Source organism: Pseudoalteromonas sp. CO342X (assembly GCF_004208915.1).
Classification (GTDB): Bacteria; Pseudomonadota; Gammaproteobacteria; order Enterobacterales; family Alteromonadaceae; genus Pseudoalteromonas; species Pseudoalteromonas maricaloris.
In genome coordinates this window covers 79,598-102,147 of record NZ_SGPH01000039.1, presented here as the reverse complement: position 1 = coordinate 102,147, position 22,550 = coordinate 79,598, and the positions used below count along the sequence as shown (strand labels likewise).

General features: G+C 44.9%; 15 protein-coding genes. 10 read left to right on the top strand and 5 right to left on the bottom strand.

Translation table 11 applies throughout. The annotated features are described in order from the left end of the window. Nucleotides 1-255: 255 nt before the first annotated feature. Both EXT47_RS18580 and EXT47_RS18575 read right to left on the bottom strand, forming a co-directional pair. On the bottom strand, nucleotides 256-3,207 hold the full coding sequence (locus EXT47_RS18580) for a TonB-dependent receptor (protein WP_130127288.1): 2,952 nt from the start codon (nucleotides 3,205-3,207) through the stop codon (nucleotides 256-258). 70 nt (nucleotides 3,208-3,277) lie between these two features. Further along, nucleotides 3,278-5,932 (bottom strand): glycoside hydrolase family 16 protein, encoded by a 2,655-nt coding sequence (locus EXT47_RS18575; protein WP_130127287.1) that lies wholly within the window; start codon nucleotides 5,930-5,932, stop codon nucleotides 3,278-3,280. 652 nt (nucleotides 5,933-6,584) lie between these two features. Between EXT47_RS18575 and EXT47_RS18570 the strand changes: the two genes are divergently transcribed. The 4 genes from EXT47_RS18570 (at nucleotide 6,585) to EXT47_RS18555 (ending at nucleotide 8,938) form a co-directional block, all read left to right on the top strand. After that, a complete protein-coding gene (locus tag EXT47_RS18570; RefSeq protein ID WP_130127286.1) occupies nucleotides 6,585-7,058 on the top strand; it encodes a nuclear transport factor 2 family protein in 474 nt (157 codons plus the stop codon). A gap of 98 nt (nucleotides 7,059-7,156) precedes the next feature. Then, on the top strand, nucleotides 7,157-7,957 hold the full coding sequence (locus EXT47_RS18565) for an AraC family transcriptional regulator (RefSeq protein WP_130127285.1): 801 nt from the start codon (nucleotides 7,157-7,159) through the stop codon (nucleotides 7,955-7,957). Nucleotide 7,958: 1 nt separating this feature from the next. Further along, entirely contained in the window at nucleotides 7,959-8,642 is a 684-nt protein-coding gene (locus tag EXT47_RS18560; protein WP_010607477.1) for an AzlC family ABC transporter permease, read from the top strand. Next, entirely contained in the window at nucleotides 8,639-8,938 is a 300-nt protein-coding gene (locus tag EXT47_RS18555) for an AzlD domain-containing protein (protein ID WP_039491726.1), read from the top strand. Before EXT47_RS18560 ends, EXT47_RS18555 begins: the two co-directional genes overlap by 4 nt. Here the strand turns inward: EXT47_RS18555 and EXT47_RS18550 are convergent. Then, entirely contained in the window at nucleotides 8,912-9,361 is a 450-nt protein-coding gene (locus tag EXT47_RS18550) for a DUF4920 domain-containing protein (protein WP_130127284.1), read from the bottom strand. The two genes, EXT47_RS18555 and EXT47_RS18550, sit on opposite strands and share 27 nt — an antisense overlap. Before the next feature lie 136 nt (nucleotides 9,362-9,497). Then, nucleotides 9,498-10,172 (bottom strand): TorF family putative porin, encoded by a 675-nt coding sequence (locus EXT47_RS18545; RefSeq protein WP_130127283.1) that lies wholly within the window; start codon nucleotides 10,170-10,172, stop codon nucleotides 9,498-9,500. A gap of 285 nt (nucleotides 10,173-10,457) precedes the next feature. On the opposite strand from EXT47_RS18545, the gene aroQ reads away from it, so the two are divergent. The 4 genes from aroQ to EXT47_RS18525 all read left to right on the top strand — a co-directional run bounded on the left by aroQ (nucleotide 10,458) and on the right by EXT47_RS18525 (nucleotide 14,805). Further along, nucleotides 10,458-11,663, top strand: a complete 1,206-nt coding sequence (aroQ, locus tag EXT47_RS18540) for a gamma subclass chorismate mutase AroQ (RefSeq protein ID WP_226899280.1) — start codon at nucleotides 10,458-10,460, stop codon at nucleotides 11,661-11,663. A 304-nt stretch (nucleotides 11,664-11,967) separates the two neighbouring features. Next, nucleotides 11,968-12,423: an azurin gene (gene azu, locus EXT47_RS18535; RefSeq protein ID WP_130127281.1), complete on the top strand. Its 456-nt coding sequence runs from the start codon at nucleotides 11,968-11,970 to the stop codon at nucleotides 12,421-12,423. 528 nt (nucleotides 12,424-12,951) lie between these two features. After that, complete coding sequence (locus tag EXT47_RS18530; RefSeq protein ID WP_039491737.1) at nucleotides 12,952-13,206, top strand: hypothetical protein; 255 nt, start codon at nucleotides 12,952-12,954, stop codon at nucleotides 13,204-13,206. Between the two features lie 3 nt (nucleotides 13,207-13,209). After that, a complete protein-coding gene (locus EXT47_RS18525; RefSeq protein WP_130127280.1) occupies nucleotides 13,210-14,805 on the top strand; it encodes a PepSY domain-containing protein in 1,596 nt (531 codons plus the stop codon). A gap of 80 nt (nucleotides 14,806-14,885) precedes the next feature. On the opposite strand, the gene EXT47_RS18520 is transcribed toward EXT47_RS18525, so the two are convergent. Continuing rightward, nucleotides 14,886-17,711, bottom strand: coding sequence for a TonB-dependent siderophore receptor (locus EXT47_RS18520; RefSeq protein WP_130127279.1), 2,826 nt, complete (start codon nucleotides 17,709-17,711; stop codon nucleotides 14,886-14,888). 488 nt (nucleotides 17,712-18,199) lie between these two features. On the opposite strand from EXT47_RS18520, the gene katG reads away from it, so the two are divergent. Continuing rightward, nucleotides 18,200-20,386, top strand: coding sequence for a catalase/peroxidase HPI (gene katG, locus EXT47_RS18515; protein ID WP_130127278.1), 2,187 nt, complete (start codon nucleotides 18,200-18,202; stop codon nucleotides 20,384-20,386). Nucleotides 20,387-20,556: 170 nt separating this feature from the next. Then, complete coding sequence (locus tag EXT47_RS18510) at nucleotides 20,557-22,467, top strand: S9 family peptidase (RefSeq protein WP_130127277.1); 1,911 nt, start codon at nucleotides 20,557-20,559, stop codon at nucleotides 22,465-22,467. Nucleotides 22,468-22,550: the final 83 nt, after the last annotated feature.

The following is a 22,550-nucleotide window of genomic DNA, read 5'->3' as shown; positions in this document are numbered from 1 at the left end:
ACCGCATCATCACACTAAATCATGAATTTACAAAGTAATATGCGATAGGTGGAAGCGGCGTACTGAGTTTATCAAAAAAACCCTTTTTCGAAGTAAGCCTTATCTTTACCCTATGAAATATGTACTTGAATGAGCGCGACATAAAGTCGCCCCTACTGAATTAGAGCCAAAAAAATGCAGACTCATCGGTCTGCATTTTTATACCAATTTGCTTAATTAAGTGAAATTGGTTTTAGTGAACAGATGCGAAAAAGATCACTCAAAAGTATACCTCACACCAACCGAGTATCTTGGACCGTATTGACGAGCAAATAAGAATTGCTCTTCATAACGACCATATCCTTGCTCGGTTTCATTGTTTAAGTTTATACCTTCAAAGAACACCGTAAACTGCTCATCAATATCGTAATTCACACTAACGTCCCATTGACCGTAAGACTTGGCATATTGCGGTGGTGCATCTGCCGAGCCTTGCGCTTGACCTACCCCGATAAGATAAGCGTCACGCCATGCGTAGGTTAACTTCACCGATAACCCGTCTTTTTCGTAAAATGCTTGGAAGTTAGCCGAGTCACTCAACCCCGTCAGCGGTGCTTGCTGCACTAGGCTTTCACTATCAAACTCAACATCGCCATCAACAAAAGTTGCGTTTACACCAAGGCCAAATCCCGTTTCACCAAATAAGTGCTGTACCGCCACTTCAAAACCATCAACCGATTTGCTATCGGTATTTTGTGGCTGGCTGATGTTCCATACCATCAAAGGATCGTCACTGCTTGGCTCAATTTTACCATCGGCATTACCGTGACTATTGGCGAGCATTTGCGCAAAAATAGCATCACTGGTTGCCTGCTCTCCACGGGCTTCAATATCTGCAATCGCTTGTTTATACCTTGGACCATTGTAAATATCGTAAAGACCTTCAATGGTGGTTTGCGTGATTGTGGTTTGAATAAAGTTATCGACCTCTTTTTTGAAGTAGCCAAGTGACGCGTAACTTCCTTCGTTGTAATAATATTCAAGTGAAAAATCTAGGTTGGTCGACTCAAACGGTAATAGATTTGTATTGCCTCGAGAGCCAGTTCTTGCTCCCGGTTTTGGGCTGCCTGACAAACTTCTGCCACCCGCAAGATTGCTAAGCGGCGCACGCGACATTGTTTTGCCCCAAGACGCTCGTGCAATTAAATCTTCGGTGATATCAAAACGCACATCGATCATCGGTAATAGAATGTCGTAATCCCCTTCCTGCGTTAAGAAATTGTCATCACCGCCCGCAGCGTATTGCATAATCCATTCAGATGGACTGTCCCAATTCACTTGCGTTTCCACACGCTGACGCACCACACTTGTCACATCCGTTTGTTCATAGCGCAGGCCTGCGTTGATCTGCACAAAGTAGTCAGAAAATTCAAACTCCCATTTGGATTGCAAGTAGATGCTGTCAGTGGTTTCATCAACTCTACTTTGGCTGTCTATGCCATCAAAATAGGCATCCGCCGAGTAGTAGTCAGCACCGATCACATCTTCTGTAAGATACGCAAGCTGCCTTGCAATAGCTTCATCAAAGTCATAGGTATAGTAATACCCCGGCTGTAAGTCACTGCCACCACCAGCGAATTGGTCTAGCAAATCGCCAGTTTCATGGCGCGTAAACATGCTATCTGGGAAAATTTCTTTAAACGAAGGATTAAAACCCGGTCCTCCTCGTAGACCACTCCACGCTTCATACCCCCCAGTTGACTGTTCAGTGCGAGCTGCACCAAACTGCACACTCACTAGGCCAATATCAAAACTGTCGTTAAACCAAGTGGTATCAAGTTGTAACTGCTCGACTGTCGCCTCTCCGGGAGAATGGATAAATTGGCTAAAGTTAGAATCAATTTCACTTGCCATGAGTTCATTCGTGCCATTTTTCCAAAGCACATTTGCATGTGGCACTTCGCCCTGCCGATAATCATAAATCTTAGTGAGCAACTGATCTGAGCCTAAGATGATTTGACCGTCACTACCCAAACCTTTATCTGCGCCATTATCGGTTTCGTTTTTCGAGTCGTGATAATCAAGCTCTACATGCCAATTATCGTTAATTTGCCAGTCCAGATTTAATCCAAGTGAACGCGCCTCGACTTCCGTCGTATTTCTATTTGCAGTGAAAGATGCATCATTACCGCCAATATCGGCATAAACCGCGGTGCCATTGGCATCTAACTCATAGGCATTTATATTACCGCCAAACTCATTCCAAATACCCCACCCCACCGTATTAGAGCCAGTTACGGCAAGGCTTGCCGTATAATCTAAGGTGGCAACAAAACCGTTAGTCGGTGCATATTGAAAGGTAACTTGACCGTTCGTTCTTTCTCGCTCTAGATCTTCAATGCCGTAGTTCATGTCTTTTGGAAAAAAGTAATTTCCGACTTTATTACCCTCGGCATCTTCAGCACGGCCATCAATGATTTTAGACGGGTCTAAATCAGGTAGATCAACATTGGCCTGCCAGCCTTGAATATTGGCTTGCTGCTTTTGAAAATCACGTTGCTGATGGGAGAAGGAAAATCCAAAACCAAAGGTTTCATCGGCAAAGGTATTACTATAAACCGCGGAAACCTCAGGTGTAACATCATCTCCCGCTTCGTTAGAGGTATCAACAATCGCCTTTGCTGTTGCGCTAAAGTGCTGCCCTGGGCGTTGTAGTGGCTTAGCCGTGACAATGTTGACCAAAGCCCCTAAACCGCCACTTGGTACATCAGCACGTCCGGTTTTATATACCTCAAGCGCACTCACGCCTTCTGCGGCTAGGTTTTCCAAGTTATACGAGCGAGTATTACCTGTGCCCGGCATTTGACGACCATTTAATGTCACCAAGTTAAAATCAGGCCCAAAACCACGTACGGTAATTTGGCTGCCTTCACCGTTGGCACGGCTGACCGAAACACCGGTGATCCGTTGTAAAGATTCGGCTAAGTTGGTATCTGGAAATTTCCCCATTTCCTCTGCCGAAATGGCATCCATAACCCCCGATGCGGAGCGCTTTAAATCCATTGAACGGATCAAACTTCCGCGGATCCCTTTCACTTCAATCACTTCGACTTTTTCGGCTGCTTGTTGCTCTTCTGCTTGAGCTATGCTGACCATTCCCGCATTCATCGCTATTGCTAGCGACAACTGAACGGCAAGCTTACTTTTATTGAATTGTTTGTTATTCATGACTGCCCTGCGATTCTATTCTTGCTGCTGGATCACCGAGTTCAAAGCACTATTGGCGATCCACACTGGCTTATTGACTGACGATTTCAACATTGTCTATGCGGTAAACGGCGCCCTCGCCCATTCCCCAGCTGGGGAATACCATCAAGACATCAATGGCACTAATATCGAGTCCAGCATCGTACAAAGCTTGAAGTGGAAACGTATACGTTTGCCATTTGCCAACTTCTGGAGCTTGACCTTCAGCGCTTTGGTTCAGAGCAAGCTCTACCGCTGCACTGGCATCATTTGACTCAATTTTAAACAGCCATTGAGCGTCGATATTTGCAGGTGCTGAAGTCACTTTCATATCAAACTTAACTACGCCAGTTTCTAGTAAATGGGAAGCATCATAATAGACATCGTCATCCGCTAAGAACCCCATCACAGTTGGGGTTGCACCAATAACAAATTGCGCAACTTGACCATGGGCTGCATCTTCGTCGACTTCGATTGTGGGTGTAGAGCCACCACAGCAATCCCAAATTGACCACTGCTCAGCAGCTTGATCTTTGAATAAGCTTAGACCACCACTCGCCTTGTCACCGTCAGGATGAAAGATTTTTGCGTTATCAACACGATAAACCGCACCGCTACCTGAGCCCCAAGCTGGGAAAATCATCACCACATCAATTGCACTTGGATCAAGTCCTGCCTGAGCCAAAGCTTCAATTGGGAAAGTATAGGTTTGCCATTCACCGGCCTGTGGCGCTACACCCTCTTGTGATTCAGATAGTGGTAGCTCAACCGCACTCGCGGCGTTATCAGACTCAATTTTAAGTAGCCAAGGGGCATCAGGTGTTGACGGTAAGCTCATAACTTTCATCTCAAACTGTACTACGCCACCTGCTAAAATTGCAGTTGCATCAAACGGTTTTCCAGCTCCGCCCACTTCCGTTCGAGACGAAAACCCCATTACCGTTGGTGTGTCACCAATCGTAAATTCAGCAACAATACCATGCGTCGCATCGTCAGAGACTTCAGCCGGTGTCGAGCCACCACAACAATCCCAAAGCGGCCACTCAGCGTTAATAGCATTTTCAAATAAGGTCAACGAAGGTAAGTTTGTATCCTGTGCAATCTCAACCTTATCAACACGATAGATAGCACCATTACCGGCACCCCATGCTGGGAAGATCATCACTACATCAATAGCTGACACATCAAGTCCTGCATCAGCCAACTGCTGTAGTGGGAAGGTATAAGTTTGCCACGAGCCTGCGGCTGGTGATTGTCCTTCAACGCTTGCAAAAAGATCGAGTTCAGCAGCGCTAGAAGCACCTTGGCTTTCAACTTTAAATTTCCATGCTGCGCTCGGGTCTGAAGGCATTTGTGTCACTTGCATATCGAACCGAATATAGCCCGCTTCTAGCATACTCGTTGCATCAAATGGCGAGGCTTTACCGCTTGGATCTGTGATAAATTCGGCACGACTGGTAAAGCCATTTACGGTTGGCGTCTCACCGACCACAAACTCAACAACATTGCCACGGCTTTCGTCTGCAACCAATGCAGGCGTAGAGCCACCACAACAATCCCAAGCTGGCCAGTTAACATTAAAATTATCATCAAAGATAGTTAGGTTTTTAGCGGTACCCGAAGAAGGTGGCGACGGAATAGGTGCTTCGCCTTCGACTAGCGCATCCTCAAGGTCGTCGTAGCCTGGACGCACCGTTTCACATCCTTTGCCCGTTTCAGGGTTAGAGCCGCATTCATACACTCTGACATAGTCAACCACAAACGATTGTCCGTTCACAAAGGCGTCCGAGTCGATACCTTTATTATTAACGTTTTCAGGCCAATCACCGCCAACGGCAAGGTTTAAGATAAGGTGAAACTGTTGATCAAAAGGCGCACTATCCCAATGAGTAACCAGCTCGCCTGAGCCTTGCTCGTAGTATTCATCAAACCATCCACGGTGTTTTAAACCAACCGCTTCTTGCTTTGAGTTGTAACGAACCTCCGATTGACGTTGCGTGGCATAGAGATAACCATCAACGTACCAACGGATCTCACCCTCTTGCCACTCCACAGCATAGGTATGGAAGTCATCGGCTGGATTTACACCATCAGGTATGGCGTATGCTTTACCGGTGTGAACATTATTAGGCCAATCACGGCCGTAATGAAGCGTGCCATGCACGTTAGATTCAACCGAGCCGTCTTCATTAGCCACCTTGAGGTTTACCGCTTCCATGATGTCTATTTCACCAGACTTGGGCCAGCCACCGTAAACCTCATCCGTAGGCAACATCCAAAATGCGGGCCAACTGCCTTGCCCGCTTGGTAGCTTGGCCCGCATTTCGAATCTGCCATACTTAAAGTCAGCTTTATATTTGGTGTTCAATCTTGCCGAGGTATACGGCAGTTGTGCGCCTGCTTGCGCAGGGGTAGCGACAATATTCAGCATGCCATCGGCAATAAACGCGTTCTGTTCACTGTCGGTGTAACACTGTTTTTCATTGTTGCCACCGCCGTCGCAATTTACCTCGTGCGTCCACTTAGATGTGTCTATCGCATCGCTATCAAATTCATCGCTCCACACTAGCGTCCAATCTGAAACCGGCGCTGTGGTATCAACGGATTTATAATTAGTTTCTGTCTCGGCGCTTCCGCCACATCCCGCTATGATAGCCACAGAGATTGCGGTACATAGCCTTGTTAATTTTCTTGCTGCAATTTTCATCAGTTACCCCGATGCAAAACGTCGTTGTCAAATGGTTGAATACTAAGAACTTTATTATTTAACCTGAGGCTTAGATAAGCCGTCGATTAACTCATCGTTTCTCAGAGCAGGTTATTTAGCTATACGCTGGAAGACTACTCAGCGCGTTCCTAGTAACAAATGTAAGCGCTTACAAATGGAGTTAAAAAAACACACGCAAAATGTAAGCGCTTTCACAAAAGTAAACTAAGTTAATTTATTCGTCAATATTAAATTGTCATAAGGTGAAAATCTGCATGCCATAAATACAGACTTAACAGATCAGTAGCATCTAATAAAACCGCAGCAGAAAAAGCTGTAAAGGGGCTTTACATGTTTACGCAATCGCTACGTCCAGATAAATCATACGCTTTCGCTTGGTTGACAATACAGTTAAACTCACTGAGATTATCGAACCTGAGCTTCGGATAATTAATGCCTTTCTAGCAGCCAGTTTTAGCGCTAACTGCGTTGAATTCACTTCCAATAGCCAGCTATTGGTGCGTAAATTCGTCTTGTTATCCCCAAAACTCTCTGGCTAGACAAGGGAATAATTTTACGTGAGTTAAAAACAATGAATCAGCTCATTCCTTATCCAAACCTCAGGTTGAGAGCAAAAAATTAGGGTCATGTTATGAAATCATATTTCCTTTTAGTTGCAGCAGCATGTGTTATGAGTGGTTGCATGACCACCAACCCAAGCAGTAACCAGCGCCTCTGTGAAACGACACTACACAATTACATAAAATATCGAGATTCGGGTTTAGCGCAAGAATATCAAAGTGTTTTTACAAAGGATGCAACATTTAGTATCCCAGCACTCAATATCAATATTACTGGCGCTGAAGAAATAACAATAAGGCAGCAACAAGCTATAAAAACAACAAAGAGTATACACATGATAACCAGTGCCGATATTCAACCTATCGAGGCAAATAAGTTTAGTGCTAACAGCTACTTTGTTCTTTATCAGCAGCCAAAATCTCAATCCGATGCCCCAATCACTGTATTTAACGGTGTGTATGAAGACGAGCTTAAAGTAATCGATGGCCGATGTTTAATCAATCACCGCCTTGTTAACGTGATCAAAAAAGAGATTTGGCATTAGGCGTTATTAGCCCGGTTATTGTTTGTGGCATTGTGCAATTTTGTACAAGACTTTTTGAGTGAAGACAGATACGCTTTTCATCAATGGGGGAGAGAATTATGCAACACTCAAAGTTTAGTTTTCACCGTGAACTCGGTGGCCTAGAAGTACTACACAACATTGATAAGCAGGAAGACTTTGGTAGACATAGCCACAGCGGCTATACGCTTGCCCTAGTGGATAGTGGTGCGCAGCGATTCTACCGCAGTGGCGGTGAACACTTAGCTAGTCAGCATAGTGTCATTTTGATTAATGCAGAGCAGGTGCACGACTGCAGAAAGGCGTCCAAAGATAAGTCTTCATACCGTTCACTCTACCCAACGCCTGAACTATTTAATCAGTTTCTTGGTGATGGCAAGGCAATGGCTCCTTTTTTCCATGATGCAGTGGTACACGACCGAGCGCTTGCGGCACTCATGAACACCACTTTTAACGTCTTAGAATGTGATACCAGCGTACTTGAAAAGCAGTCTCAACTTATTACTCTGCTATCTTATTTAAGCAATAAGCAAGGCAAAGTCACATTCAATACAAAAATCCCTTCGGTGAAGCAGCGAATTACCACAGCACGCCATTTTCTTTTGGATAATTTATTTGAAGATGTGTCACTCGACTCCTTAGCGAGCCTTGTCGGCATGAGTCCCTTTTACTTTATTCGCGTATTTAAGGCCCACACTGGCCTCACTCCCCATGCCTTTCAAATACAACACCGGCTTAATCATGCCAAGGCATTACTGCGCAGTGGCAAAAGTGTTTCCCATGCAGCATTAAGCGTAGGCTTTTATGACCAAAGCCATTTCAACCGTCACTTTAAAAAGAATATGGGGATCACTCCCAGTCAATATAGCAAGGCTTGTTAATATGAAAGTCGCAGTATGCAAAGGCTTTTGGGATATGTTGCCATTAAATCTCGCCGTGCTTCCTTGGGGAATATTGTGTGGCTCCCTTGCCGTGCAAAATGGCTTTACGCCGCTCGAAGCACAGTTAATGTCGTTATTAGTTTTTGCAGGCTCAGCGCAGTTAGTGGCAATAGAGCTTATTGCCAAAGACACCGCGCTTATCACCTTGCTTGCGACTACCTTTATTATTAGCGCGAGACATTTACTCTATGGCCTTGCGATCCGCAACAAAATGATAGATAAGCCCCTTAAATGGCGTGGCCCCATTGCGTTTTTTCTCACTGACGAATTGTTTGCGTTTTCCCATCACCACCGCGCCTATCAAGGCAAACTTCGGCTCGTGTATGCGCTCATCGCAGGTGGTAGCTTTTATGTTGCATGGAATCTGTGGACGCTCATTGGTATCGTCGCAGGTCAGTTTTTACCTGACTTGACCAACCTTGGCTTAGACTTCGCGATTGCGGCAATATTTATTGCTTTAGTGGTCCCGAGTATTAACGCATTACCCGTGTTATGTGCTTGTTTAACGTCGGCAGTAACTATCTTAGTGTTCAAACTGATCCATTTTGAATTTGGTTTAATCGCCTCAGCACTACTCGGGATGTCGGTGGGATATGTGCTACAAAGTAAAAAGGAGCGTGTATGATCACCACTATTTTAGCCATGGCTTGCGTCACGTTTGCAACTCGGTATCTATTTTTGGCAAAACAACTGCCTTTTACTATCGGCCCTAAACTACAGCGCTTTTTAAGTTTTAGCGCCCCTTGCGTACTGACCGCCATTTGGGTACCCATTGTATTTATTCAAGACAAGCAACTTGCCATCACGCCAAGCAACCCCTATTTAGTCGCCGCAACGGTCGCGGTAATACTGGCGTTTCGTTTTAAAAACCTCTATGTCACCACGTTTGGGAGCCTAGCTGTGTTTTACTTGCTGTACTAAATGCGAGATAGTTACGGCCGTTGGATTAAACCCCAAACGCATGAGCGCCGTTTCATCGTCTGCTTTACTCACGCAAACCAATGCACGCTGGTTTAGCGCTTCGAAGCGCCCCGTCACATGGGCTTCACGGCCAATCGCAGCAAGTGGAAATACCATATCGCCTTGCTCAACTTCGATATTTACGTCTAGGCCATTTGCTACTCGCAGCGTCATCCAGCAACCTAATTTTCTGCAAACATGAGTGACCACCCCTTTTACGGTCACAAGGTTTGTTGTGTAGTCATTGAGATTTGGCAATATGTGCTCTGCCTCGACTAACTTAGACATGTCTGCACCACCGGCAAATTCTAGCGGGCTTGAAAAGCTAAACCGAGAAAATACCGCCAAAGAGAGTGCTGTTAGTTTTATCGTATCCTTCATCATTGCGACTCCATAGCTTTTATCACTATTACCTCATCAATTGCTTACTCCTATAAAAAGTTATGAAGCATCAATCATATAGCTATATAAAAGTACAATTCGCAACTAAAATCAACACAAAAGTTAATAAAAGGTAAATTTAGAAATTAAATGTTTTTGAAATTGACGCCAAAAATGTAGAATCTGCATAGGAATCAATGTCATTGCTTTCATAACCCAATGAAAAAGACCAAGTACTAATCGAGTAAGTTCCAGTTAGATGCCAGTGGGTATAGTCATCATCACCCGACTCCCATTCGTATTTATCACTATCAAAGCTCATTGAATGATCAACCCCGAGCGTCAGTAACCACCGATCTGTAATTGGGATACTATGCGTGAGCATCACTATCCCGTGAGCAGCCCCTGTTCCAAAGTAATCCCATGCATACCAAAAGTCTAAATTTGTCTGGCCATAATTAAACTTTGCAAAGGCTTCTGCATAGTTGTAATCAGAACTCACATCATCACCATGATAGGTATATTGCGAAAGACCAACATCAAGCTTTAATTTTTCAGTTAGCGTAAATTTGTAGCCACCATACAGATCTCCTTCTAAATCCGTACCATCTCCAAAATCTACTTGAGACACCCAGCCTCCAGCATACCAACCACTTTTTCCAAACCAATCGAGACTAACTTGAAGCGCTTCGTCTTCCTTAGTTTGACTTACGCCATTAAATAAGTAATCGGAAGCCAATGTTACGGTAGAAGATGTCGCCGCATTGACAAATAGTGGAGTAAACAACAATGGCAGCAGCCAGTATTTTTTCATCTTTGAAATCACCCTTTAATTGCAGTCATTTCAAGCATAGACCGCCGTTTCCACCCTGTCACTGATACAGTTTTATCCGCTTGTTAACGTGCTTGGCATGATTATTTTTCCGTTTTATAAGCGTCTGGCTGGCGGTAATAAAAAGGTACTTATTGATGCTAAAAGGCGAGTAAGCAGGCACATAAAGTACGCTGTAAATTATCAATAAATCACTCCGCTTGCAGGACAGCACTTAATGGTTCTGTTAGGATCCGTTTTTTGCCTGTAAAACCTTTGGAAAAGCCCTTGAAATTGTCATTTATGTTTCGCTTACTGGCGTTACCCGCGCTGCTGTTTACACTGACAACCCATGCCACGTCGGTCTATGTACAAGCCGGGCCGGGGAGTTTTAATCATGCTGCACTTGACCTACTCGCCAACCGCCAGTCGCAGGACTATGAGCGTTTTTACTCGGGCACCCCGGAGCATACTTATGCCAATGCCGCGCAAGCGCAGAGCTGGGCTTTCAGCGCGCTGGCCAACTCCACTATTGAAGGACAACTGGTCCCAGCCATTGTCAATGCGATGCGTAACTACAAGGTAACGGAGCTGAGTGCCGCTGTGCATATGCCCATCGAAATGTGTGTTTTTGGATTGAACAAGACAGCTAAAATTACGCATGCAGCATCCCACCCGGCAGCCCTGAACCAAATTGGTCATTGGCTCAATGCTCATCAGGTACAAACCAAGCCCGTACCCAAAGGCACCAACGAAGCGGCTCGCTTACTTGCAAATGGACAATTTGACCAAAACACCGTTGCCGTAGGTAGCTGCGCACTTAAAGTGGTTTACCCTGAGCTGACACTGCGCGAAGTAAGCGTTCAGGATAACGCGGACAACCATACGCTGTTTGGTCTGATGAAAATGGAAAAACGATATCAGCCGATAAGCGAAGATGAAGCTCGCGCCGCGCTGGCACAGATCGTTGAAAAGGCGAATGCATTGGTCAAAACGCGAACAGACTCTGTAGAGGAGTTATTCTCACATATCAACCAACGCCTTGCTCAGATGCAGCCTGTAGCACTGTTTAAAGCACAACAACACAGGCCAATTGAAGACTTATCCCGTGAGGCCACTGTGCTCTCAAAAGCGCTAGAGCAAGCCCGCCAGCAATGTCTGGATAGTGCAAGCGTTGAGGCGTTTTTCCAAGCACAGATGGATGCCGCAAAGGCGATTCAATACAGATACCGGGCACAATGGCTAGCTGAAGGCGTACCAAACGAAGACGCCAATTTGGATCAGCTAAGAAGCACATTAAATCAGCTTGGTGCAGCCATTCTTGAAACTCTGACCCAGCATCTTGCCAAGCACGGTAACCTCACGGATGAACAGGCAGGCTTGTTTAACCAAATAATAAACACCGAACAGCTCTTTGCAAACGACAAAGCTAGGCTCTTTTCGGCACTGCAAAAGGTGCGCAGGGTGGATAGCTGCACTATTACTGCGTCATAAACAAATTAGCGACTTGTTGCGATAGCAACAAGTCGAATTAGCTGATGTCTTGCCTGATTAGGACTACAGCAACGACATCAGCCATAAGGCAATGGTTTTAAAAGAACCACTGCCTTGTTCTAGCAGCTTGACGGCTTTCCATTGCATTGATGGCCTGAACATCTGGGCCTGTTAAACTTCCATTTTGCTTTTCACCTTTTAATTCAGTCATTTAGCGAAAATACCCGTTTTATTGATCTGCATCCATTTACATTCACCTTGGCAAAGATAATAATGAGAATTATTTTTAATTAAGGAGTTAGATATGAAAACCTCTCTTTCCATCACATTGCTTAGCGTCGGTACCTTTCTTTTTTCCCATGCCGCATCAGCAAATGAATGTGAGCTCAGCATCGAAGCCAACGACATGATGCAGTTTTCTAAAAAATCACTCAGTGCGCCATCTAGCTGTAAAGAAATTTCAGTCACGTTAAAGCATACGGGTAAACTGCCAGTTACCACCATGGGCCACAACTGGGTGTTGAGCAAAGCTGCAGATGTTCAAGCCATTGCAACCGATGGTATGTCGGCAGGTGCAAATAATAGTTATGTAAAGCCAGACGACAGCCGCGTTTTAGCCGTATCAAAGGTGATTGGCGGTGGCGGGCAAACCACAGTGACCTTCTCTACTGAGCAGTTAAAGCAAGGTGACAACTACAAGTTCTTCTGTTCTTTCCCGGGCCATTTCGCCATTATGCAAGGCACCTTTACACTTAGCTAACCATTTTCAGAGCGGAGTTTATAATGAGTCATTTCAAAAACCCGCTCTTACAGTTTTCCACTCGAGCTTTATCCCGCGATGAAGAAGCGGTTTTTTCAAGCATTAAACCGCCCCACTCCGGTTAGGCTATCTCTCTCACTGCAATTATTACTTTCCCCCTTGAACAACATACCTATAATCATTACAATCAATTGCAAACAATAATGATTATCACCATCATGAGCTTTTTCTCAATTATACCGTTTTGGTTTACCGCCGTGTTACTCTACTTAGCAAGTCCTAAGCAACGATTTTTGGCCTCTTCGATACATAAACCCACAGCATACAGTATAGCTTTAGTCCTTGTTTTGTCCGGGGTTATTATATTGACTCTGCAATACCCAATTATTTCTGCAATGTTGGCCAGTCTCGTTTTAATTATGTTTTCTTTGGTGTCGGTGACGCTAATAAGTGGATACTCAGTAAAGCGCCTCTATCTATGCTCAACACTGGTTTTTTTGCTATCTCTATTTTTTGGGGGAATAAGTTATGTGGCCTAAAACGTTAGTTGGATTTTTCTTAGGGCTATTACTGTCTATTTCTTTGGTGCTAAACCTCAATTTACTCCTGCCATTTTCAGAGTCCACAAAACTGATGATAGGCCTAGTGCTTGCATTTCCGATATGGGCGGGGATCTTAGTTTGGAGCTATGCATTTTCAAGCGCTAAAGCCGCATGCAAACCTTTGTTTGCTATCTTTATCCCCTCTTTGCTACTAAACACAGCATTACTGTTAATAAGATAAACAATGAAAAATCAAACACTAAAATCTTTGACCGAAGCACATGCATGGATTGGGATCATTATTTCAACGGTACTATTCATTGTGTTTATTGCGGGATCTCTGAGCCTATTCAGAGATAACATCACAGGTTGGGAGCGTGCCTCCTTAGCCGCCCAGTCTAACGAGCCACTTAGCGCCATTTCCTACGACAAGGCGATTACATCAATTGCGCAGCAATACGATGTCGATACACACCATGGCTTTTTTATGCGCGAGCCTACGCCACATAACCCTTTTATTGAAGTTTACTTTGCAACCCATCTAGACGAGCCGCACCCGATCACCGGCGAAGATCATCAAGACCAGCACCTTCTGCTATCACCACAGACGGGAGAAGTCCTCGCTGATGCCGACAGATTTGAATTTGCCAGTTTTCTCTATGAGTTGCACTATGATTTAGGGCTTGGCCGCGCCGGACTCTATTTTGTTGGGATCATCACCCTATTTTTCTTCGTTGCTGTACTAAGCGGGATCATCATTCACTGGCGCAAAATAGCCAAAAACTTTTTCCAATATCGCGCCGAAGGTAAAAAAGACAAATGGTTAGATGCTCATAATCTAATTGGCACGATGGGCCTACCTTTTCACATAATGTATGCCTTCACGGGATTAGTATTTAATCTCATTATCATTTATCAGATTTCATACGCCGTCTTACTTTACGGTGGCAATCAAACCGCCCTACTCCAAGCCGCTGGATTTAATGAACCAAATATCGAAGCACTGGAGCAATCACGACCAATGCGCGGCATCGATCAACTAAGAGTAAAGGCACTAGATACGTTAGGAGATGTATCGCTCACAACGGTGGAAATCACCCACTTTGGCGACAAAAACGCAGTAGTGAGTTTTACCGCGAAAAGTAACGATGCTTTTTCAAATTACAAAGAAGTACAATACACACTAAACGACCAATCACAAATTTACCTCACTGAAAACAACTACGACAACGCTGTTCGCGCAGGGCTCTCTACCATCGCGAGTCTTCACTTTGGAGATTTTGCTGGATATGGCATGCGACTGGCATTTTTGAGTCTTGGCCTTGCAACCGCCTATTTAATCGTTACCGGTAATTTGATGTGGATTGACAAGCGTGCTAAGCAGAAAAAGCAAAGTGCTAAAAGTCTATTATTTGTAAAACGATTAACGTCAGGTGGCTTTATCGGTGTGCTATTGGCCATCGCCATTGGTTTCGCGATGACAACTTTTCTATCGACAAGTCACATAGACAAACTAGAGACGGTTAAGTTTTCGATGTTTTCAGCCTTTATCTTTGCACTCATTAGCAGCCAATTCGCAAAGCATGTATTGTCGTTTAGCAAAGTATTATTAGGTTTAAGTGGCATTTGCTATTGCTTAAGCGCGGTCATGAATGCGGCGTCTTTTGTTAGCCAGTACAATACATTACCCACTCAAACGAGAGTTGACTTTGCTATTGTAACTGCACTTATGTGTTTAATGGCCTTGATTTGTTGGAAAGCAGTGTCACGGATCAACGCGGCAGCACAAACTTCTGTGCCTGTTTCACAAGATCAGCAGCCACAACAAACCATGAGTTAGCCAAACAGCGTGTAAGGTAATGAAAAAAGCGGGCTAACCCAGCCCGCTTTGTCTTACTCTCACAGGGAAACAATGTGAAATTAAAACTCTGTCTTAAATCTTAGATAGTACTCACGACCCAGATATAAAGACGAATGAATGGGATCTGCGTTATTTCCATTACCCGTCGCAAAAGGCGGCGCTTCATCCAATAGATTGTTAACGCCCAGCGTGATTTGAGTATCAACAGAGTCTACATGGTAGGTTACTTGAGCATTATGTGTCAGCGTGCTATCAACGGTATTGGTAAAGTTAACGATTTGGTCGCCTTGTTTAACCGATACTTCTTCTATCATCGAATCGATGTAGTAACTTTGCCAACTTGCGCTAAAGTCGTCATGCTGCCAATTAAGTGCAAAGTTAACTCTGTGCTCAGGCACCGCCATCTGGCCATTAACGCGCTGTCCGGCTCTGTCATTGGTTGCAAGGCCTGGTTCAATGACTTCATGTTTACTCACAAATGACCAGTTTAGTGCAGTACTCAAATCACCAAATGAAAACTGCCCGATTTCAAAACGAACTTCAGCGTCTACCCCTTGACGATTTAACGCATTGAGGTTTTCATTAAACACATCAACGCCGGTGATCACTCCCTGAAACTCACCAGATTGAACACGATGAACAGAGTCGCAGTACAAACCATTATTCATACATTCACTCAATTTAGTCACCGCGCTAATGTTACCAATGGCATCTTTTAATTGGATGTCATAAAAATCTAAGGTGATTGAACCGTTAGTAAGCCAGCTCGGCTGATAAATCACCCCAAGTGTTTTGCTCGTTGCGGTTTCTGGGTCAAGTTCCGTGTTACCGCCAGTATTGGTTCTGATCTGTCCGATCGTTTCTCGGTAACTACCATCAGTGGGAACCCCTGTGCTAACGCAGTTTTGGTTTGGATTGGCTACAGCACAAGGATCGTCGCCATTTTCAAAACCAGGTAACCTTCCTTTATAAAGTTCCACCACATTAGGCGCTCTAAATGCTTGTGACCAAGTCCCTCTAAAACTCAACTGCTCATTCAACGCCCAAAATACGCCCACTTTTGAATTGGTGGTCGAGCCAAACGTATCAAAGTCTGAATATCGAGTCGCGAGATTTACCTCTAGGCTCTGCGCCCAGTCATGGTCTGATAACAGTGGCACAACGGCTTCTAGGTAGGCTTCATTGAGCGAATATTCGCCGCCAGTTGGTCTACCTAACCCATCCGTAACTAAAATATTAATAGAAACGGCATCTGTTTGATTGCGCGCCTCAACCTTTTGATTTTCGATACCAAAAGACACACCGAGGTCGCCCGCAGGCAAACTCGCCACTACCCCACTTACATTCGCGCTGGCGATTTTAATCTGGTTATGACCTTGTTGGATCCCTGGCCAATCACCAGAGAGATAATTTAGCATGTCCTCGGAGATCTCAGAGTCGGTGCCGGGTTGACCAAAGATATTAAGCGGCACACAGCCCTCAATTAGCGTATCCGGTGTAGCACCACAGCGCAGCACGCCTTGATCATCAAAATGGGTAGGACCAACCGCATTTTTAGCCGCTGGCCAATTGAATATGCCGGTTTTTAGTCGTTTGTTTGAGTTGCGACCAAAATTGTAGGCCAGCTCCCAGCTCCAATCTGCATTAAAATCACCAGAGAGCGCCATCACAATACGGTATTGGCTGTTTTCCACATGGTTCATACGGCCATTGGTTTCCACCATTCTGCGACGCCAGTCATTGATGGCATAAGGATTACCATCTTTGTCTTTCGGACCAAATTGTTGGTTGTAATAGTTATCAGGAGAGTAAGTGAAATCTAAATACCCACCCCAAACTGGAACTAATGGCTGAGGCGCACCATTGGTAGTGGATTTTCGATGTGAATAAAGCGCCTCGAAATTGAATACCACGTCATCCGAAAACTTCAAATTGCCAAGATCATACTCGCCAAACGCACTCATGCTATAGCGTTCAAAAGGCGTTTGTAGCAAGCTCGGCTCTTGGTAGTTGTATAAATCATTTTGTGCAAGTGACGCATCGGAGATAGTTTCACGCCACTCGCCGTATTCTGGGCCTCGGGTAACAAATATTTCCTTGCCGTTTTCATCCGTGACTTTTAGGTTACTCCATGGCATTGCGGAGCTACCGCCTTGGCCGTAACTGCCATCGGGATTAAGTGTTAAATCATAGCGGCTAAAGTCTCTGTCGCCAGCATACACTTCTTGTTTTTCATCGTAGCTGGCACTCACCATAAAACGCCCTTTATCACCAACAATCCCTGTTACGAGTTCTAAAGAAGTCGTATCAGCATCGCCTTCAGCGGATTGGCCAATGGAGCCACTGATCTCAAAAATATCGCCCGTTTGGCGAGTAATAATGTTTACGACACCAGACACCGCATCAGAGCCGTAAATAGAAGAGGCACCGTCCAATAAAATTTCAACACGTTCAATAATCGCAGTAGGTATAGCACTTAGGTCAACCGCAGCATCCGCGCCATTTCCCCCGTTTGGTAAGCGGCGGCCATTTAGCAAGACCAATGTGCGCTGTGCGCCTAAACCGCGTAAGTCAAAGTTTGTCACGCCCGACGTATTTTCATTTTGAGAAGCATTAGGTGCACTGGCGGAAACCGTTAGATTTTGCAGCATATCACCAATATTTTTAAACCCGGTTTGCTCAATATCCGCTCTAGATATTGTGGTTACCGCACCAGGTTTACTTAGGTTTGCCCGCGCGATACGCGACCCCGTCACCATGATCTTCTCAACAGGTTCCGACGCTGCTTCTTCAGCAAACACAGGGGCCGTCCACACCATAGCGCCCGAACCACACAAGCTGGCGATTGCCAACGCCAAAGTCGTTTTTTGTTTTGTTATTGTCATAACGGTTTCCTTTGTAACGTTCCAAATTATAGTTAGACGCTGACGATAGAAAGTTTCTTATTATCACTACGGGGAATGAAATAGGTTATTTATTGCGCCTTTTTATACTGATAACACAATTAAATCGTTCCAACAAACAATTTTAGACGATTTGCGCAATATTTATTTACTTTTATTGAATATTCAAGCATCTAATAAAAAGTCATGTGATCAGTCAGATTTGGCGTGAACACTTCCCAGAAAGTCACAAATGTCACCACTTTCTTGGTATTCAATATTGGCCTTTAAGGCCACCGAAATCTGGTAAAAAGCACTTATCGGGACTACCTTTATCTGGTCTTTGCGATTTGATTTTTGTTCCTCTGAGCGTGTTTTGCTCGTGGCGTACAATTTGTCCGATGTACATATTGATCAAACTTCTGCAAAAACAAACTTAGAAGACAATATACCTTAGCAATCTTCCGTCATCGAACAAACAAGGATCTCCCATGGATAAGAAGCAAAATACACCATCGATTTGTCCTTTTGCACATGGTGCAAATACGTCGTCAGAGCATAGCGAGCACCAGTGGTGGCCAAATAGCCTGAATTTAGACATATTGCATCAGCACGATACGAAGACCGATCCGATGGATGCCAATTTTAATTACAAAAACGCATTTAACAGCCTCGATTACCCCGTCCTGAAAAAAGATCTCGAGCAACTTATGACAGACTCGCAGCCATGGTGGCCAGCAGATTGGGGACACTATGGAGGGTTAATGATCAGAATGGCATGGCATGCTGCGGGCAGTTATCGTGTCGCGGATGGTCGCGGTGGTGCAAACACGGGTAATCAGCGTTTTGCTCCGCTAAACAGTTGGCCGGACAACGGAAACTTAGATAAAGCGCGGCGTTTACTTTGGCCGATTAAAAGAAAGTATGGCAATCGTATTTCGTGGGCCGATTTAATCGTGCTGGCGGGCAATGTTGCTTATGAGTCGATGGGATTCAAAACCTTTGGTTTTGCCGGTGGCCGAGAAGATATCTGGCATCCGGAAAAAGACACCTACTGGGGCAGCGAAAAAGAGTGGCTGGCTCCCTCAAATAACCAAAACAGCCGTTATAGCGGCGAACGCGATTTAGAAAACCCGCTTGCCGCTGTGATGATGGGTCTTATCTACGTTAATCCTGAGGGCGTAGATGGTAATCCCGATCCGTTAAAAACAGCTGAAGATATGCGTGTTACCTTCGCTCGAATGGCAATGAACGATGAAGAAACGGTTGCGCTAACCGCTGGCGGACACACTGTGGGTAAAGCTCACGGAAATGGCAATGCCGATGAATTAGGCCCGGAGCCCGAAGGCGCGGACTTGCATGAACAAGGTTTTGGTTGGATGAATCACAGCTCGCGTGGCATTGGCTCTGATGCGGTAACCAGTGGTATTGAAGGCGCTTGGACGACGAACCCAACTCAATGGGACAATGGCTACTTCTACTTGCTGTTCACATACGAATGGGAGCAGACCAAAAGCCCTGCGGGTGCATGGCAATGGCAGCCTATCAATATAAAAGAAGAAGATAAACCAGTTGATGCTGAAGACGCATCTAAACGCTGCATGCCGATGATGACAGATGCCGATATGGCACTGAAAATGGACCCTGCTTATCGTAAAATTTCAGAGAAGTTTTATGCCGACCCCGACTATTTTAACGATGTTTTTGCAAGAGCGTGGTTTAAGCTTACCCATCGCGACCTTGGCCCAAAAAGTCGTTATCTAGGCCCTGAAGTCCCTAACGAAGATCTACTTTGGCAAGACCCCGTCCCCAGCGTTAACTACACCCTAAACGACAGTGAAATTAGCGCACTCAAGCAACAAATTCTAGCAACCAATGTGACGCTTTCAGAATTAGTAGCCACCGCGTGGGATAGTGCTAGAACGTTTAGATATTCCGATTTTAGAGGGGGTGCAAATGGTGCAAGGATCCGCCTAGCCCCGCAAAAAGATTGGCTTGGAAATGAGCCGGAGCGTCTAGCGAAAGTACTTGCGGCATTGGAAGCCGTACAAAGTAATTTTACGCCTACCGTAAGCATGGCTGATTTAATCGTATTGGGTGGCTGCGCTGCCGTTGAACAAGCGGCTAAAAATGCCGGAGTATCAGTTCAAGTGCCTTTTACCGCTGGACGAGGCGATGCCACAGACGAGCAAACCGACATTGAGTCATTTGATGTATTAGAGCCTGTACATGACGGTTTTCGCAATTGGCAAAAACAGCACTACAGCGTAAAACCAGAAGAAATGCTACTTGATAGAGCCCAACTGATGGGGCTCACTGCCAAGGAAATGACCGTACTGATCGGCGGAATGCGCGTGCTTGGCACCAATCACGGGCAAACATCGCATGGCGTATTTACCGATAACGTTGGCACTTTGAGTAATGACTTTTTCGTCAACTTGACCGATATGGCATATCGTTGGGAGCCAAGTGGAGAGAACCTATATGAGATAAAAACACGCGATACGAATACGGTTAAATGGACTGCGACTCGCGTTGATCTCGTCTTTGGTTCTAATTCTATTTTGCGCGCTTACGCCGAAGTGTACGCACAAGATGATAGCAAAGAGAAGTTTGTCCGTGACTTTGTTGAGGTATGGACCAAAGTAATGAATGCAGACCGATTTGACCTAAAATAACCACTTAAAAAAACCTGGGATGTGATTATCCTTTACGCTGATTTTCAGCAGCAAAGACAATCACATCCTAACCACTACATTGGTTTACACAAAACCCTAGCCAGATGCTTGCCATTGTTTCCTATCGTTATATGCTAGAAATCAATAATAAAAATGAATGCAGGGAAATTATGTTTAAAAAATCACTCATTGCGTGCACCTTGCTCGCCACGCTCAGTGCATGTAACCAAACAACTCAACAAGTTGATAAGCCGCAAACTAACCAAGTTATCTCGGACTTTAAAACCTATTCAGCAGAAACGTTTTTTGATACCACAAATATTCAAGGCAGCGCGTTTCGCCCTGATGCACAGAAAATCTTGGTCACTTCTGACGAATCGGGAATATATAACCTCTATGAAGTTGACGTCAAAACCGGTGAAAGAGCACAAATAACAGATGCCACCGATTCAACCTACCCTATCGGATATTTTCCAAATGACCCTCGCATCTTATTCACACGAGACAACGGTGGCAATGAGCGCTTTCATGTTTTTGTCCGTGACGAAAATGGCCACGTCAAAGATCTCACGCCAGGAGAAAAAGTGAGAGCAGGTTTTATCGGTTTTACTAACGATAACAACGCCTTTTACGTGTTAAGCAATCAGCGTGACGAGCGCTTTATGGATCTATATCGCTTTGATGCTGCCACCTACGAAAGTGAACTTATTTATAAAAATGACAAGAATTTAAATGTCCAACAGGTGAGTGAAACCGATCGCTATCTTGCACTTATCAATGCGCAAGGTAATAAAGATAGCGATCTCTTCTTACTCGACTTACATAACCCCGACGCCCCTCTCGTTGAGATTTCGAACGTGGCGCACGAGGCAAACTTTTCCGCTTCAGCATTTTCTAAAGATGACAAATATTTATACTATGGCACCGATGCCCATGGTGAATTTTATCAAAATTGGCGCTATGAAATCGCGACGGGTAAACACACGCCGTACATAGAAAAAAACTGGGACGTGAGGTTCTTATATTTCTCCGATTCCAACCGCTATCGTGTTGTAGGAGTAAACGAAGACTCTAGCGTAAAAGTCACGATCACCGATCTTAAAACAGGCAAGGACATTAAACTCCCTAAGCTCCCTGCAGGTAGTATCAACAGCGTTAACTTCTCCGATGACGAAAAGCTGATGGCTTTTTATTTAAATTCGGACACCTCGCCAAATAACTTGTACGTATGGCGTGTTGGCAGTGATGAAGTTAAGCAGTTGACCTCAACCTTGAGCGACAAAATCAATACCGAACATTTGGTCGAGAGCACCATCGCTCGCTTTAACAGTTTTGATGGCTTGGAGGTGCCAGGCGTACTCTACAAGCCAAAGCTTGCTAGTTCGACAAATAAAGTGCCCGCGCTCGTATTTGTTCACGGAGGTCCCGGAGGCCAAAGCATGACTGGTTATAGTGCACTTACTCAGCATCTGGTCAATCAAGGGTATGCGATTTTCGCCGTAAACAACCGAGGCAGCTCTGGTTATGGTAAAACCTTCTTCCATTTAGACGACAAACGTCATGGTGAGGATGATTTACAAGACATCGTTTGGAGTAAAAAATATCTACAACAGCTAGACTGGGTCGATGCTGATCGTATCGGCATAATGGGCGGGAGCTACGGTGGCTATATGACTGCAGCGGCCCTGGCATTTGAGCCTGAAGAGTTCAAATTAGGGATCAACATCTTTGGTGTGACTAACTGGGTAAGAACCCTTGAGTCTATTCCACCATGGTGGGAAGCATATAGGAAGTCTCTATATGATGAGCTAGGCGATCCGGCTACCGATAAGGAGCGTTTGCATCGTATCTCACCACTTTTCCATGCCAAAAATATCACTAAGCCATTGATGGTTGTGCAAGGTGCAAACGACCCACGTGTACTGCAAGTTGAAAGTGATGAATTGGTCGAAGCCGTTCGTTCAAACAATGTGCCTGTCAAATATGTGTTATTTGACGATGAAGGGCATGGATTTTCGAAAAAGGAAAACCGTATTGAGGCCTCTCAAGCCTATCTCGACTTTCTTAAAAAGCACCTTTAGCAAATAGGCTGCTGGATCCGAGTATCTAACTTCTGGTTATTTAGCTCGGATCCGAACTGCTTACTTATAGTCCCCTGTGCGCA

What these genes read in the sequence shown, in the direction of transcription:
- EXT47_RS18510 (WP_130127277.1), top strand. Translation starts at nt 20,557, where the DNA reads ATGTTTAAAAAATCACTCATTGCGTGCACCTTGCTCGCCACGCTCAGT.
- EXT47_RS18575 (WP_130127287.1), bottom strand. Translation starts at nt 5,932, where the DNA reads ATGAAAATTGCAGCAAGAAAATTAACAAGGCTATGTACCGCAATCTCT.
- EXT47_RS18530 (WP_039491737.1), top strand. Translation starts at nt 12,952, where the DNA reads ATGTGGCCTAAAACGTTAGTTGGATTTTTCTTAGGGCTATTACTGTCT.
- EXT47_RS18560 (WP_010607477.1), top strand. Translation starts at nt 7,959, where the DNA reads ATGAAAGTCGCAGTATGCAAAGGCTTTTGGGATATGTTGCCATTAAAT.
- EXT47_RS18525 (WP_130127280.1), top strand. Translation starts at nt 13,210, where the DNA reads ATGAAAAATCAAACACTAAAATCTTTGACCGAAGCACATGCATGGATT.
- EXT47_RS18545 (WP_130127283.1), bottom strand. Translation starts at nt 10,172, where the DNA reads ATGAAAAAATACTGGCTGCTGCCATTGTTGTTTACTCCACTATTTGTC.
- EXT47_RS18550 (WP_130127284.1), bottom strand. Translation starts at nt 9,361, where the DNA reads ATGATGAAGGATACGATAAAACTAACAGCACTCTCTTTGGCGGTATTT.
- azu (WP_130127281.1), top strand. Translation starts at nt 11,968, where the DNA reads ATGAAAACCTCTCTTTCCATCACATTGCTTAGCGTCGGTACCTTTCTT.
- EXT47_RS18555 (WP_039491726.1), top strand. Translation starts at nt 8,639, where the DNA reads ATGATCACCACTATTTTAGCCATGGCTTGCGTCACGTTTGCAACTCGG.
- EXT47_RS18565 (WP_130127285.1), top strand. Translation starts at nt 7,157, where the DNA reads ATGCAACACTCAAAGTTTAGTTTTCACCGTGAACTCGGTGGCCTAGAA.
- EXT47_RS18580 (WP_130127288.1), bottom strand. Translation starts at nt 3,207, where the DNA reads ATGAATAACAAACAATTCAATAAAAGTAAGCTTGCCGTTCAGTTGTCG.
- EXT47_RS18520 (WP_130127279.1), bottom strand. Translation starts at nt 17,711, where the DNA reads ATGACAATAACAAAACAAAAAACGACTTTGGCGTTGGCAATCGCCAGC.
- EXT47_RS18570 (WP_130127286.1), top strand. Translation starts at nt 6,585, where the DNA reads ATGAAATCATATTTCCTTTTAGTTGCAGCAGCATGTGTTATGAGTGGT.
- katG (WP_130127278.1), top strand. Translation starts at nt 18,200, where the DNA reads ATGGATAAGAAGCAAAATACACCATCGATTTGTCCTTTTGCACATGGT.